We start from the raw sequence: 13200 nt of genomic DNA on the forward strand, positions 1-13200 counted from the left end.
TGATTGTTGTGAATTGGCACGCATGGCTCCACGTTCGGAGTGTCTGATGAGCGTCGCTGAGGTGCTGGTGGCCACGAATCGGCTGTCGGTGCCGGATGCTGCTCTTGAATTCGTACGGGCGGGGATTCCGGTGTTTCCGTGTGTGCCGGAGGGTAAGAATCCGCTCACGTCTGCCGGGTTTCATGACGCGAGCCGCGATGTCGACCAGGTGCAGGCGTGGTGGACGCGGTGGCCGGGTGCGAACATCGGGATGCGGACGGGCAGCACGTCGGGCATCGATGTCGTAGATATCGATGTGACAAAGACGGATAACGGCTTCGCCGCGTTCGAGCGTGCCACCGCCGCCGGGCTGGTCGACGGCGAGCTCGCGCGGGTGCGCACCCCGTCGGGAGGCATGCACGTGTACTTTGCCGCGAGCGCAGATCGTCCGCAGCGATGTTGGCAGGCGGCGAACGCGCACGTCGACTTTCGCGGGGACGGTGGCTACGTGATCGTGCCGCCCTCGACACTGACGACGGACAACGGTCGCGCCAGCTATCGGCTGTATTCGCTGTCGGCGACCGGTGCGCAGCCCGTCGACGCCGTTGCGCTGCGCAGCTTCATCGACCCGCGGCCGCCGCGAATGGGTACGCGGGCAACCCTCACTCGGGCTCCGGAGCCGAGTCGCCTCGCGCAATGGGTGAGCAACCTGCAGGAGGGCGAGCGCAACAGCGGCCTGTTTTGGGCGGCCTGCCGACTCGTCGAGGCGGGCCTCGCGCCTGCGGACGTCGAGGCTGCGCTCGGCCCGTCCGCCCAGGCCGCCGGCCTCGACGACCGCGAAATTCTCGCCACGATCAGCTCGGCGAGCCGCCGGGTCACGGTTGGCGCGCAAGCATTTGATCGCGCCGATCCGGGAGCCAGACGCGCCGATCCGCCCTGCCTGTCGTAAATGGCCCTGTTCAGATCACCAACCCAAAGGAGATGAAGTGATGGATGTAGACGACTTCGATAAGTCACACGGCGCCACCAGCGTCGATGCCGGTGGCGAGCGGCATCCGCTGCATGCCGTGCTGGAGGAGAGATCACGCCTCTCAGCGCGCACGCGAGGCGGCACCTCGACCGCCAGGCAAGCGGGCACGGCGGCCTCCCGACCCGCCGTCACCTGGATTCGCGCGGCGGACCTGCTCAACCTCGGCGCCGGGCGCATCGCCGGCCGCGGCATCGACCTGCAGGCCAGCGCCGTGCGGCAGGTTCGACGGGCACCCGTCACGGCCGCGCGGGCGATCCGCGATCGGGCCGCCCGGCTGGCTCCCCTCTCCGAGTTCGGAGCGGTGCGAGACCGTGCACAGATCCGCCGCGACAGTTTCGGGCGGGCGTGACCATGAGCATCCTGTTGAACACGGCAACACACACCAACCCGACGGGAGGTGCCGCGACGATGACTTTTCGTGAATCCGAAGGCCTGCGCCGTCTGCTCGCACGATTGCAAGCGGATGGCGGCGCCCACTGGCGCAACGACCCGGAGGCCTCCGAACTAATGCAGTTCACCGCGCAGCGCTACGCCGGGTTAGCGCGCAAGCACGACCTCGACCCGTGGGAGGCCGCCGCGGCCGCCTTCGACGCGATGCGGGCACCCTCGACTCTGCGGGCCGACGACCCCTGGGCCATCGTCACCCGTGCCGTGCAGGTGACCTGCATCGCCGAGGAACGCGCCCGCGGCCTCCTCTGCTCCGTGCATCAGGCGCGCCGGCCCCAGGTGTCGGTGTTTCACGATGCCGAACGGTTAAGCGATCGCGAGCACGCCCTGCCGGAATATCACCCCGCGTTCAGCGTCAATCCGGCTGACAGATTGGCCGAACCGGAGCCACTCGTTGAGGTGTCTCTCGCGGTTGAGCGTGCGATCTCGCTGTTCATCCTGCTCGGTTGGCCGGTGGACCGCACCCGCGATGGCGTCGAATACGTGTGCAGCCGGTTAGCGAATGCCCCGTCGCGCCCGTCGGCCTTTGAGTCCCTGCGGCGCGACTATGCCGCCCGTGCTCTGCTCGACGTGTCGCAGCCGGCCTGGATGAGCATGCTGCGGACACTTTTGGGATCCGGCAACCCGTTGCACGCGCACACCGCGGCCGGGCGTGGCATCCTGTTGCGCTTGCTGGTCGGCGAGCCGTTGCACGCGCTGCTCGGCGATGACGACCTGGTCTCCGACATTGTTCTGAACTCGCCACGGGTGTTCGCATGACCGTCACCCCCGGGCACATCGAGTTGGAGCGGTCGATCGACTCCATCCGGATCGGTTCGCGGCATCGCACTGACCTCGGCGACATCGACGCACTCGCTGCCTCGATCGAGCGGCAGGGGCTGCTGCAGCCAATCACGGTGACGCCCGACGGCACCCTGATCTGTGGTGCCCGCCGGTTGGCGGCGCTTCGGCAGCTCGGGGTACGCAAGCTCCATGTCTGGGTTCGCGCGGGCATTTCGGACCAGCTCGCCCAGCTGCTCGCGGAACAGGACGACAACGCCCTGCACAAGGCCTTTGCACCGACCGAAGCGGCCGCCCTGTATCGCGAGGTGAAGATGCTTCTCGCTGAGGACGCCCAGCGGCGGCAGGTCGCCACACGCTTCGGTACGGAAAAGCCCAGATCAGACGGTGGTGCCACGGTGGCACAACCGCAGCCGATTGATCGCGTCCGCGCGCAAGCGGCCCTTCTCGTAACCGGGCGGCGCTCCTACACAACGCTGGAACGCATCGACCGTCTGCAACGAATGGCGGACGACGAGAATCTCGACGAAACGCTGCGCAGTCGCGCGAGGGAGGAACTGGCGGTGATTCAGAACGGCGGATCGGTGGCGGCGGCGCACGGTCGGGTTGCTGCCGAGGTTGACCGCGTCGCGTCCGCGCCGCCCATTCGCTCGCTGGTTCCCGCCGTGCCGACCGCTGGGCGTTCCGCCGACCTCGAGCAGCTGGCCCGGGACGCAATCGCTCGCGCGAAGACCGCGAAGCGCGCCAAGAAGGCCCGTCCTGTGGCTGCGGCCGACTCGATATTGCCCACGCGTTCTTTCGTCTTCCTCTGGAACGACCTGCATGACTGGTGGCTGCGCTACGACGACGCCGAGGTCGCCGCCGAACTCACCGACGATCAATGGCACCAATTCGATGCGACCCTCGCCGGCACCGTCGCCTTCTTCGAGCGGATGCGCACCCTCCGCGACTCCCCCGCCGTCGCGCCGGTCTCCGCCACCGTTTCACACATTCGTTAGGACCCCACCATGCGTTTCCTTCGCCGCCGCCGCCGTCTTGTCATCGCCATCGTGGGCGCTGGCTTCGCGCTGATCGTGCTGGCAGTCATTGGGTTGTTTGGGCTGCTGCGTGGGCCTGGGAAAGCGAGCTCGCCGGAGCGGCCGGCGCCGACGGCATCCGCTGTGGAGGTCGTGCCAACCGACCAGCCGCAGCCGGTACTTGAAACGTCGAGCCCGGAGCTGTTTGCTCGCAGCGTTGCGCACGCGCTGTTTGATTGGGACACGCGGCAGGATGCTGGTCTCGCCGACTGGGCGCAGGTGCTGGTGGACGTGGCCGATGCGGAGGAAGCGGCTGCGCTGGCCGCCGACGTGCGGGAGTACTTGCCGGGCGCCGAAATGTGGCAGCGACTCGCTTCTTACGGCACGCGGCAATGGCTCGACGTGGAGTCGGTGACCGTGCCAACCGCGTGGGCGACGGCGTTGGAGCAGGCCGCGGCGGGGCAGATTTCGCGGGGTACTTCGGCTCTCACGGTCGTGGGAACGCGGCATCGTGCGGGTACGTGGGACACCGATGTCGAGAGCACGGAGCGTCCGGTGTCGTTCACGGTGTTCGTCGTGTGCCCGGGCCAAGAGTCGTGCACGTTGCTGCGGCTGTCGAAGCTCGACCATCCGCTGGAATAGGCCTCGCGATGAAGAAACTCATCGGACTCGTCGTGGTGCTTGTGCTCGCGTGCCCGCTGGGTGGTTTGGTGGGCGTGGCCGCGCTGGTAACCACGATCGCGAACTCGTGCGGATCGTTGGTCGTCGGGACGATACCTGACTCGCTCACCACGCAGACTTTGGACGGCCGATCGGTCATTTTGGATCGGCGACAGCTGACCCATGCGGGAACGATCATCACTGTGGGCGGGCAGACGGCCGACGTTGGTCGGGCGGGAGTGATCGTGGCCTTGATGGCCGCGCTCACGGAGTCGATGTTGCGTCAGTTGGCTAACACCAGCGCGTATCCGGAGTCTGCTTCGTACCCTCACGACGGGGTCGGTTCTGATCATGACTCGCTGGGGCTGTTTCAGATGCGTCCTTCGTCGGGCTGGGGAACGGTCGCTGAGCTCATGGACCCGACCTACCAAGCGCAGGCATTCTTCGGTGGTGTGTCGGGACCGAACGCCGGGTCGCCACGCGGGTTGCTCGATGTCGCTGGCTGGCAGGTGCTCGACCCGGGCGCGGCAGCGCAGGCCGTTGAGGTCAGTGCCTATCCGGATCGGTACGCGAACTTTCAGCCGGTTGCGGAGGCGATCCTGATCGCGCTGACCCGTTCTTCGGGCGTTATCGAGTCATCGCGGGTCGCGTTTCCACTGCCTGCTGGCTCGTACACGAACACCGACAGCTTCGGGTGGCGTATCGATCCGTACACGGGCGAACGACGTTTTCATGCGGGCAGTGACCTTGCGGCGCCGTTGGGAACGCCGATCCTCGCGGTCTCCGATGGTGTTGTGAGTTTCGCCGGACAACGCGGAACCTACGGCGGGCTGATCACCATCGAGCACACGGTCGGCGGTGATCGGGTCACCTCGTTCTACGCGCACATGTACGACCAAGGCTTGCATGTCGCGACGGGCGAAAGCGTGGTGGCCGGCCAGCACATCGGCGACGTCGGTTCTGCGGGCAAGTCGACTGGGCCGCACCTGCACCTTGAGATCCACCCGGGTGGGCTGGGCCAACCGGCTGTCAACGCGGTGGATTGGCTCGCGGCGCATGGAGCCGCCGACCTAACCTCAGCTACAAGCGGATGTCCGGTGGCATGAAATGGACGTCTTTCCCGACTTCGGTGCCGTCGGTGGCGCTGCAGAGCTGAAAAGCATCATCGGGGCGTTGCTGACGTTCGTGCTCATCATCGCGGTGCTCATGATGATCGTCAACGGGGTGACGTGGGCGCTCGCCTCGGCGCACGGCAACTTCCAGACGGCGACACGGGCGCGGCTTGGGCTGTGGGTCGCCTGTGGGGTGGTAACCCTCGCCGGCGCCGGGGTTGCTTGGGTGAACTTTTTGCTCGACGTTGGCTCGACGCTGTGAGCGGCTACTTGTCTCTTGGCGTGGGAGGCCACATATCGTGTCCGGCCCATCACCCCTTGGCCCTGGAGAGCCACACCTAGCCAGGGCGCCACGCCAAGTCAATTTCTGGCAACTCCGGATGCTGGTTCGTCTAATGCCCCAGATAGGATCTGGGTTACATTGACACTACGACGGAGGGGACCCACGCTATGGCGTACAAGAACGAAGACGAGATCAAACAAGAGCTCGGAATCGACTCCTGGAGGAACCTCTCGAGGGACAAGGTCATCAGGTTCGCTGCCATGATGCCGGACATGGACACTGAAGTGGCTCTCAAGATCATCGAACAGTTCCCGGTGTTCAAGGAGTTCGCAATGGACGTCGTAGATTCGATGGAAAAGGCGCATGCGTCCACGCTCTCCGCCAACACGCAGAGCCAGGATCATGTTCACCGGGCATTCCAGGAGATCCGTGAAATCCTCAAAGGAGAGTTGCAAAAAAACGATCTGAGCTGGGACGAGAAGAAGTTTCTCATCGAGCAAATTCAAGAAACGGGACGGCAGCAGTCCCAGAAGGATTCTGAGAACAAGAGGTTTCTGGATAGCGTGCTGGGTAAAGTTCTGTTGGGAACCGGGGCTGCCCTTGCGGCAGGTTTGATTTTCGTCGGCGCGAAGGTTATCGCTGACCAACTGGACATCCCCGATAGTGTCCTGAAAGCCTGAGCGGGAGACGGACGCAGCAATGCCGCTGGCTCATCACCTCAACGGCGCGTAATCGCCAGTGACGCAATTCCTCTGCAATAGTGCGCCCACTTGGTCATCGCTGGCAGCGCCGGACAGCGGTAGGGGACCGTTGCGCAACTTAGTGAGGTTCATCTTCAATCGGGGGCCCGCAAGTTCTACAAAGGCCTGAGAACATGACCCGGGCGGAGCCGTAAATGCTCAGTCCTTGCCGGCAGCTCAAGCCTTGGAGCCCCGGGATGGCCATGCGCTCCTCCATGTCGTACGAACAAAACGACCGAGGGAGCCACCGATGATCGACATCAATCCGAACGGGACGGGACTTCCCGGCATCGAGCAGCTGCGCGTCATCGTCGGCGCGGTCATGACCATCGGCCTCGTGCTCAGCGTGCTCGCCCTCATCGTCGCGGCGATCGTCTGGGGATTCGGCGCCAACTCGTCCAACCCGCACCTCGCCTCTCGCGGCAAGACCGGCGTCATGGTGGCCTGCGGCGCAGCGATCATCTGCGGCGCCGCCGTCACCCTCGTCAACTTCTTCTGGAACGTGGGCCAGTCCGTCTGACCCTGCGATTGCGACGCGAGGCTACCGATGAGCGTGTGCGATGTGCCGGTCGTAGCGGAGGTCTGCACCGGCGTCGGCGACGTCGCATCCTCAGTCGTCGCCGCCCCCTTCGACTGGCTCGCCGCCGCGATGGGCTCCACCGCCGCCTGGCTCTTCGAATCCGTCTGGGCCGCCTTCGACACGACCACCCTCGTCGACCTCACCGACCCGACCTACATCGACGTCTACAACGTGCTGTTCGGCCTCGCCGTCTTCGTCACCCTGATCTTCTTCTGCCTACAACTGATCACCGGCCTCGTACACCGCGACCCCACAGCGCTCTCCCGCGCCGCGATCGGCGTCGCCAAATCGGTCCTCGGATCCTTCGTCATCATCACCATCACCGGCCTACTCCTCGAAATCACCGACCAGCTGTCCATCGGCGTCGTGCAGGCCAGCGGCAACACGATGGAAGGCATGGGCGACCGCATCGCGCTCCTCGCCGTGGGCCTTACCGCGATCAGCCCCGGCGCCCCCGGCGTCGGCGCCATCCTCACGATCTTCCTCGCCGGCCTCGCCATCAGCGGCGCGGCCATCGTCTGGTTCTCCCTCCTCATCCGCAAAGCCCTGCTCCTGGTGGCAATCGTGTTCGGACCGATCGCCCTCGCCGGCGCCACCTGGGACGCCGCCAAAGGCTGGTTCTCCAAATGGGTCGCCTTTGTGGTCGCGCTCATACTCTCCAAGCTCGTGCTCGTCGTGATCTTCCTGGTCGCGGTCGCGCAGGTCTCCGCCCCGATCGATGCGGATCTAGCCTCCGTCAGCGACCCCATCGCCGGCATCGTGCTGATGTTCATCGCCGCCTTCGCGCCCTACATCACCTACAAATTCCTCAACTTCGTCGGACTCGACATGTACCACGCCATGTCGAGCGAGCAGGAGGCGAAGTCGGCGCTGAACCGGCCCGTGCCGGTGCCGAGCGCACCGATGATGGACACCGCGAAGAAGATCCTGGGCCCGAGCGGCGACGGCGCCAAGTCCGCGCCCAGTGGCTCCGCACCGACGGCACCCAACAGCAGCGGAGGCTCGGGTCCCAGTTCGTCGGGCGGAGGTCCCACGCCGTCAGGCGGAGGCTCGGGTTCCTCAGGCATGGGCGCATCTACCAGCACTGGAACCACCGGCGCGGGTGCCGGAACGCGTGCAGGCTCGGCCGCGGCAACAGGTGCTGGAGCGGGAGTGGCTACCGCGGGAGTCGCCGCTGGCGCTGCAGTAGTCGTCGCCGCAGCCAAGGCCGGCCCGAAAGTCGGCGGCGCGGTCGCCCAGTCAGCGGATGCCCACACCCAGACCGCCGGCGACGCCGTCGCTCCGAGCACGCCAGCATCCAAGCAGACGCGACCACCGGCATCCGCTTCACCGCAAGAGCTGCCAGCCGGACGAAAAATTAAGGATGCGTAGCCATGGACACCGACACGAACCACGCGGCCTACCGACTCCCTCCGGTGCAGTTCTCGCGACTGACCAAGCGAGGCGTGCTGCTGGGTCTGTCGGTGCCGCAACTGGTGGCGCTGTCGATCGGCACGCTCACCATCGTTACCGCGCTCTACACTTTCGGTGCCACGGGCGTCGCGTGGACCAGCCCGATCTGGGGTACCTCAGCGGTGATCGCGGGCATCCCGGTCGGCGGACGAAAGATCGTCGAGTGGATGCCGGTCGTCACCCGATGGGCATGGCGATCGGGCCATGAGCAGCTGACCTATCGGCGCCGCATCATCCGCCCGCGCCCGGTGGGAACGTTGTCGCTGCCGGGCGACGCGGCCGCGCTGCGCGAGTGGAACGATCCCGAGACGGGCGCCGTCATGATCCACGACCCGCACGCGCAAACCCTGACCGCTGTCGTGACAGTGTCGCACCCAGCATTTGCGCTGCTCGACCCGGACGAGCAGCATCGGCGCGTGGTGGGTTGGGGCCGGGTACTGGCCGGGGCCTGCCGGTCGGGGCGAATCGCGCGGCTGCAGGTGACGGAACGCACGCTGCCCGATTCGGGCACCGGCCTGACAGAGTGGTGGGAGCGGCATGGCATCAACGACGACAGTTGGGCCGCAACGACCTACCGTGATCTCATCGAGCGGGCCGGGCCAGCCGGTGAACGCCATGCCACGACGATCGCTCTCTCCCTCGACCTCACTGCAGCGTCCCGACAGGTGCGCACGCAGGGCGGTGGCATGCGCGGTGCGGCGACGGTGCTCCGGCAGGAAATGACGGCCCTGACCGGGGCGTTACGCGCGGCGGATCTCACCGTCGGCGGCTGGCTCACCGCCGACGAGCTCGCAGTCATACTGCGAACCGCGTATGACCCCGCCGTCGGCGTCGACCTGGAGCGGCATCCGCTGGTTGGGCGGTCGCTGGCCACGGCCGGACCGGTCGCAGTCGCCGAGAGCTGGGATCGCCTCCGCACGGACAGTGCCTTTCACGCGGTGTTGTGGATCAGTGAATGGCCGAGGTCGCAGGTGTTCCCCGGCTTTCTCTCACCGCTGGTCTTCACCAACGGCATCCTGCGCACGGTGTCGCTGCACTACCTGCCTGTGCGCGCCGATCAGGCGGCGCGCGACCTGCGCAAGAAGAAAACCGAGCTGATTAGCGACGCCCACCAACGCACCCGCATCGGCCAGATAGAGGATGCCTCCGCCACCGCCGAATACGACGACCTCCTGCACCAGGAGGCCGACCTCACGGCTGGCCACGGCGTGCTGCGCACCACCGGACTCGTTTGCGTGACCGCGCCGACGGTCGACGAACTCGATGCGGCCGTGGCGTCGATCGAGCAGGCCGCGATTCAGGCATCCTGCGAGACTCGCCGGCTTGTAGGGCAACAGGCGCAGGCATTTACGGCGGCGGCGCTGCCGTTGTGTCGGAGCGTGTGAGGCGTTTCAGCAGCAGTCTTCGTGCTTGACGTCCCGTTCCCCGGTCAGAGCAGCCACGGGCACTTTGCAGGCGTCGCCGCGCCACGCCTCGAGGCCTTCCCTTATAGCGAAGACCACGATCACGAGGGCTGCAACCGAGTCTGCCCATGCCCAACCGAAGAGGGTATTCAGCAGGAGCCCGACTAGCAGGGCTGCGGAGAGGTAGGAGCAGATCAGGGTTTGTTTCGAGTCAGCGACCGCCGAGGCTGAGCCCAGCTCCCGGCCGGCGCGACGTTCGGCGAAGCTCAGAAAAGGCATCACCAGAAGACTGACCGCGGCCAGCACAATGCCGACCGTGCTGTGTTCCGCTTCCCGAACACCGAACAGGGACAGCCCAGCATCGACGGTCACGTACGCTGCGAGAGCGAAGAACGCCCACGCGATGACTCGCAGCGCGGTCTCTTCCCGCTTCTCTGGATCGGGGGCTGCGAACTGCCACGCCACCGCGGCCGCGGAGAGGACCTCCACGATAGAGTCGAGGCCAAAACCGATGAGGGCCGCTGAGGACGCCACACTCCCCGCCGCGATCGCAATGATCGCTTCGATGACGTTGTAGGCAATAGTGGCCGCAACGATCCACCGAATCCGGCGACGGAGAACCTGCGTCCGGTCAGGCTGGATCTCAACCACTCGGTCGTCAGCAGGAAGGCTCATGCGTCGGTCCCGCAACAGAGCGGCACGTCGCAGGCCTCATCGACGCAGCCGACTCCGTCATCTATAGCGAGCACCACATCCATCAGGGCGACCAGCGCCTTCGTCACGTGAGGATCCGCGATCTCATAGCGAGTCGAGCGTCCTTCCGGAACGGCGGCCACGATTCCGCAGCCTCGCAGGCAAGACAGATGGTTGGACACGTTCGACCGCGACAGCTCCAGCGCGCGTGCCAGCGCACCCGGATAGCCCGGTCCATCGAGAAGAGAGAGCAGGATTCGAGACCTGGTGGGATCGGCCATCGCTCGGCCCAACCGGTTCATCACGTCCACCCGCGAAGCAATAGTCAGCATACACTGACATTACAGTAGGTGCTGACCAATCACCACCCGTAGGGAAGGGTAGGTCCCGTGCTTACGCGGCGCCATCTTCTACTTCGGATCGCGCCCAATTGGATCGGCCCGGAGCCGGAGTACGACCCACAGTCCGCATCGGCGGCAGATGTAGACGTTGTCGCTGAGGACGTGCAACCTGCGGCGCGAATAGATGCGACCGCAAGACGAGCAGGTGAGCTAAAAGGCACTATCCATGAGGCGCGAGCGCTGCTTCGATTTGTTGCTGGGTCGGAGATCCGGCCAGACCGTGCGGGGTGGGATAGATCCGGCAGGCGAGATCGCTGGTGCGGCCATCCGTGGGGAAGAGATCGACTCCGTCGACGAGGATGGTCGGCGATCCGGCAAAGGGCAGCCGTGCGGCCGTCGCGGCGGAATCGATCAGGGTGGATTTGATCGGTGTGCTCGAGGGCATTGTGTTCTCGACCGCTAGCCGCAGGCGGACAAGGGCTTTTTCCGAGTTCGGGCAGTCGGCGACATGAAGCAGCTCGATTGTCGCCATGATTTTTCTCCCTGTACTTTCGGCCAACCGCGTTCCTATCGTTCGACCGACCGACGTCGTTCAACCAATTCTGTCACCGCGGCGTCAGGCCGCGCAGCGCCCCGCGCACCTTCAATGCGAAGCAAATACGTGATTGGAGCGAAGCATGGCCGGGTACGAAACCAGGGACCGCACATCTCGATGGATCAGTGTCGCCTTCCTACAAGGAACTGAGGCCGACGCAGTGCTCGGCCTGATCGACCGAAGCGGAGCATCCGCTGCCTTCGACTACCTGCAGCCACGGGATCTCGGCGATGCCACGACCGACGCCGCCCTCGAGAACGGGTACGTCTACGACCGCATCCCGGCCGGCCGGACCGACCACATCATCGAGCATGACGGCTCGCCATATGCGCTGACCTACAGCAGGACCTACCGGTACGTTTCACTGTTGCGCTGGTATCCGCTTGAACCTGAATTGAAGCCGGCCCGAAACGCTTCCCGTCAAGACGACATCTGGGCCGCCCCGCGGTCGACGCGCCTGGCCGAGCGCACGGTCACGCTGTGAAAGACACCGATGTGACCGAGCGGATGCACACGGCCGCGCTGGTCGAGCCGCGCGGCGAGTTGCGCCGCGACCGTCGCGCCCGCCGACGAGCGGCAGCGAAGATCGAAGCGGATGCGCAGAAGGCCAAGACTGTCGCCGCCCGCACGCGCTGGCAGGCCGAGCAAAGTGAAGCGCGATCGGGCGACTACCTGCCCAAAGCCGGAGAGGCCGGCCCCGCCCAGCTGCGCACGCCCGGACGATTGAAACTGGCCAAACACCAGGACACGACGGCGACGCTGTCGGGCCACTACCCGTTTCTCGCCGAGGCCGGACTCGGCTCGGCCGGCGTCTTTGTCGGGCAGGATCTCTACTCGGGTGGCTCCTTCGTCTACGACCCGTGGGTGCTCTACCAGCAGGGAATGATCACTGCTCCGAACATCGTGCTGGCCGGCATCGTCGGCTCCGGCAAGTCCTCGCTGGCAAAGTCGCTCTACACCCGCTCACTCCCGTTCGGCCGGCGTGTCTACGTGCCGGGCGATCCGAAAGGTGAGCACACCGCCGTCGCCGAAGCTGTCGGCGGCAAGGCGATCATCCTCGGCCACGGCCTGCGCAACCGGCTCAACCCGCTCGACGAGGGCCACCGGGCAGCATCCGTTTCGGATGCCGAATGGTCGGCGCAGCTGGCCGCCCGCCGCCGGGACCTGATCGGCGCCCTCGCTGAAACCGTCCTCGACCGACCGCTCAGCCCGCTCGAGCACACGGCCATCGACCTTGCCCTGGCCGATGCCGTACGCAGCGCGGAGGTGCCGATCCTGCCCATGGTGGTCGATCGCATCCTCTCCCCCAACCCCGAGGACGACGAGGGACGCCTCGCCGCCGACGGCCGCCTCGTCGGCCATGCGCTGCGCCGGCTGGTGGCCGGCGACCTCGCCGGACTCTTCGACGGACCCTCCACCGTGCGCTTCGACCCGTCCCTACCGATGGTCTCGCTCGACCTCTCGCGGGTGGCCGAAAACTCCACGCTCATCTCGGTGCTGATGACGTGCTCGTCGGCGTGGATGGAATCCGCCCTCGCCGACCCGGCCGGCGGCCAGCGGTGGGTCATCTACGACGAGGCCTGGCGGCTCATGGCGTATCCGGCGCTGCTGCGCCGAATGGATGCCCAATGGCGGCTCGCCCGCCACTTCGGCATCGCCAACATGCTCATCTTCCACAAGCTCAGCGACCTCGACAACGTCGGCGACTCCGGATCCGCCATGCGCGCCCTCGCGTCATCGCTGCTGGCCAACGCAGAAACCCGCATCGTCTACCGGCAGGAACCGGACCAGCTCGGATCCACGGCGAGCGCACTCGGACTCAGCCGCACCGAGCAGAAACTGCTGCCCGCCCTCGGGACAGGTCAGGGGCTGTGGCGCGTAAAGGATCGCAGTTTTGTGGTCCAGCATCAGCTGCATCCTGATGAGCTCGCGGCGTTCGACACGACGGCGCGGATGACCGGTGGGAACCCGAACGCACGTTGAATTTGTCTTGAAACCGCATCAACCCCAGTCTCAATTATTGCTGAATTTCCGGCCGTCCCGCAGGGTCGCGCGCCCTTGCTGCTCGCTCGCGCCTAGTACTACGCGA

16 protein-coding genes are annotated in these 13200 nt (G+C 65.9%); 13 read left to right on the top strand and 3 right to left on the bottom strand.

Going from position 1 to position 13200, the window contains the following annotated elements:
- The first annotated feature begins 46 nt into the window (after nucleotides 1–46).
- The 11 genes from E3T46_RS01060 (at nucleotide 47) to E3T46_RS01110 (ending at nucleotide 9464) form a co-directional block, all read left to right on the top strand.
- Nucleotides 47–928 carry a bifunctional DNA primase/polymerase gene (locus E3T46_RS01060; protein WP_166790143.1) on the top strand — a complete coding sequence of 294 codons (882 nt, stop codon included), beginning with the start codon at nucleotides 47–49 and terminating at the stop codon, nucleotides 926–928.
- Nucleotides 929–965: 37 nt separating this feature from the next.
- A complete protein-coding gene (locus E3T46_RS01065) occupies nucleotides 966–1358 on the top strand; it encodes a hypothetical protein (RefSeq protein WP_134577132.1) in 393 nt (130 codons plus the stop codon).
- Nucleotides 1359–1360: 2 nt separating this feature from the next.
- Nucleotides 1361–2215 (top strand): hypothetical protein, encoded by an 855-nt coding sequence (locus E3T46_RS01070; protein WP_241980393.1) that lies wholly within the window; start codon nucleotides 1361–1363, stop codon nucleotides 2213–2215.
- Nucleotides 2212–3234, top strand: a complete 1023-nt coding sequence (locus E3T46_RS01075) for a ParB/RepB/Spo0J family partition protein (protein ID WP_134577133.1) — start codon at nucleotides 2212–2214, stop codon at nucleotides 3232–3234. Before E3T46_RS01070 ends, E3T46_RS01075 begins: the two co-directional genes overlap by 4 nt.
- A 9-nt stretch (nucleotides 3235–3243) precedes the next feature.
- Complete coding sequence (locus tag E3T46_RS01080; RefSeq protein WP_134577134.1) at nucleotides 3244–3894, top strand: hypothetical protein; 651 nt, start codon at nucleotides 3244–3246, stop codon at nucleotides 3892–3894.
- A gap of 8 nt (nucleotides 3895–3902) precedes the next feature.
- Nucleotides 3903–5018: a M23 family metallopeptidase gene (locus E3T46_RS01085; protein ID WP_134577135.1), complete on the top strand. Its 1116-nt coding sequence runs from the start codon at nucleotides 3903–3905 to the stop codon at nucleotides 5016–5018.
- Between the two features lies 1 nt (nucleotide 5019).
- Nucleotides 5020–5286 (top strand): DUF6112 family protein, encoded by a 267-nt coding sequence (locus E3T46_RS01090; RefSeq protein ID WP_134577136.1) that lies wholly within the window; start codon nucleotides 5020–5022, stop codon nucleotides 5284–5286.
- A gap of 188 nt (nucleotides 5287–5474) precedes the next feature.
- Nucleotides 5475–5987 (top strand): hypothetical protein, encoded by a 513-nt coding sequence (locus E3T46_RS01095; RefSeq protein ID WP_134577137.1) that lies wholly within the window; start codon nucleotides 5475–5477, stop codon nucleotides 5985–5987.
- Nucleotides 5988–6297: 310 nt separating this feature from the next.
- A complete protein-coding gene (locus E3T46_RS01100; RefSeq protein ID WP_104090819.1) occupies nucleotides 6298–6567 on the top strand; it encodes a DUF6112 family protein in 270 nt (89 codons plus the stop codon).
- A 27-nt stretch (nucleotides 6568–6594) separates the two neighbouring features.
- On the top strand, nucleotides 6595–7998 hold the full coding sequence (locus tag E3T46_RS01105; RefSeq protein ID WP_134577138.1) for a conjugal transfer protein TrbL: 1404 nt from the start codon (nucleotides 6595–6597) through the stop codon (nucleotides 7996–7998).
- A 2-nt stretch (nucleotides 7999–8000) separates the two neighbouring features.
- Entirely contained in the window at nucleotides 8001–9464 is a 1464-nt protein-coding gene (locus E3T46_RS01110) for an SCO6880 family protein (protein WP_134577139.1), read from the top strand.
- 6 nt (nucleotides 9465–9470) lie between these two features.
- Here E3T46_RS01110 and E3T46_RS01115 read toward each other — a convergent pair whose 3' ends face one another.
- The 3 genes from E3T46_RS01115 to E3T46_RS01125 all read right to left on the bottom strand — a co-directional run bounded on the left by E3T46_RS01115 (nucleotide 9471) and on the right by E3T46_RS01125 (nucleotide 11048).
- On the bottom strand, nucleotides 9471–10157 hold the full coding sequence (locus E3T46_RS01115) for a cation transporter (RefSeq protein ID WP_134577140.1): 687 nt from the start codon (nucleotides 10155–10157) through the stop codon (nucleotides 9471–9473).
- Nucleotides 10154–10507 carry a metalloregulator ArsR/SmtB family transcription factor gene (locus E3T46_RS01120; RefSeq protein WP_134577141.1) on the bottom strand — a complete coding sequence of 118 codons (354 nt, stop codon included), beginning with the start codon at nucleotides 10505–10507 and terminating at the stop codon, nucleotides 10154–10156. The genes E3T46_RS01115 and E3T46_RS01120 overlap by 4 nt, the downstream gene beginning before the upstream one ends.
- Nucleotides 10508–10736: 229 nt before the next feature.
- Entirely contained in the window at nucleotides 10737–11048 is a 312-nt protein-coding gene (locus E3T46_RS01125) for a thioredoxin family protein (protein ID WP_134577142.1), read from the bottom strand.
- 145 nt (nucleotides 11049–11193) lie between these two features.
- Between E3T46_RS01125 and E3T46_RS01130 the strand changes: the two genes are divergently transcribed.
- Nucleotides 11194–11595: a hypothetical protein gene (locus E3T46_RS01130; RefSeq protein WP_134577143.1), complete on the top strand. Its 402-nt coding sequence runs from the start codon at nucleotides 11194–11196 to the stop codon at nucleotides 11593–11595.
- 23 nt (nucleotides 11596–11618) lie between these two features.
- Nucleotides 11619–13094, top strand: a complete 1476-nt coding sequence (locus tag E3T46_RS01135; protein ID WP_134577210.1) for an ATP-binding protein — start codon at nucleotides 11619–11621, stop codon at nucleotides 13092–13094.
- The last annotated feature ends 106 nt before the right edge of the window (nucleotides 13095–13200 follow it).

The organism is Cryobacterium sp. Hh11, assembly GCF_004404045.1.
In the GTDB taxonomy this organism is placed as follows: domain Bacteria; phylum Actinomycetota; class Actinomycetes; order Actinomycetales; family Microbacteriaceae; genus Cryobacterium; species Cryobacterium levicorallinum.

Coding starts and splice junctions, on each gene's coding strand:
- E3T46_RS01135 (WP_134577210.1), top strand. CDS start 11,619: ATGCACACGGCCGCGCTGGTCGAGCCGCGCGGCGAGTTGCGCCGCGAC.
- E3T46_RS01120 (WP_134577141.1), bottom strand. CDS start 10,507: ATGCTGACTATTGCTTCGCGGGTGGACGTGATGAACCGGTTGGGCCGA.
- E3T46_RS01130 (WP_134577143.1), top strand. CDS start 11,194: ATGGCCGGGTACGAAACCAGGGACCGCACATCTCGATGGATCAGTGTC.
- E3T46_RS01075 (WP_134577133.1), top strand. CDS start 2,212: ATGACCGTCACCCCCGGGCACATCGAGTTGGAGCGGTCGATCGACTCC.
- E3T46_RS01105 (WP_134577138.1), top strand. CDS start 6,595: ATGAGCGTGTGCGATGTGCCGGTCGTAGCGGAGGTCTGCACCGGCGTC.
- E3T46_RS01125 (WP_134577142.1), bottom strand. CDS start 11,048: ATGGCGACAATCGAGCTGCTTCATGTCGCCGACTGCCCGAACTCGGAA.
- E3T46_RS01095 (WP_134577137.1), top strand. CDS start 5,475: ATGGCGTACAAGAACGAAGACGAGATCAAACAAGAGCTCGGAATCGAC.
- E3T46_RS01115 (WP_134577140.1), bottom strand. CDS start 10,157: ATGAGCCTTCCTGCTGACGACCGAGTGGTTGAGATCCAGCCTGACCGG.
- E3T46_RS01080 (WP_134577134.1), top strand. CDS start 3,244: ATGCGTTTCCTTCGCCGCCGCCGCCGTCTTGTCATCGCCATCGTGGGC.
- E3T46_RS01085 (WP_134577135.1), top strand. CDS start 3,903: ATGAAGAAACTCATCGGACTCGTCGTGGTGCTTGTGCTCGCGTGCCCG.
- E3T46_RS01100 (WP_104090819.1), top strand. CDS start 6,298: ATGATCGACATCAATCCGAACGGGACGGGACTTCCCGGCATCGAGCAG.
- E3T46_RS01110 (WP_134577139.1), top strand. CDS start 8,001: ATGGACACCGACACGAACCACGCGGCCTACCGACTCCCTCCGGTGCAG.
- E3T46_RS01090 (WP_134577136.1), top strand. CDS start 5,020: ATGGACGTCTTTCCCGACTTCGGTGCCGTCGGTGGCGCTGCAGAGCTG.
- E3T46_RS01060 (WP_166790143.1), top strand. CDS start 47: ATGAGCGTCGCTGAGGTGCTGGTGGCCACGAATCGGCTGTCGGTGCCG.
- E3T46_RS01070 (WP_241980393.1), top strand. CDS start 1,361: ATGAGCATCCTGTTGAACACGGCAACACACACCAACCCGACGGGAGGT.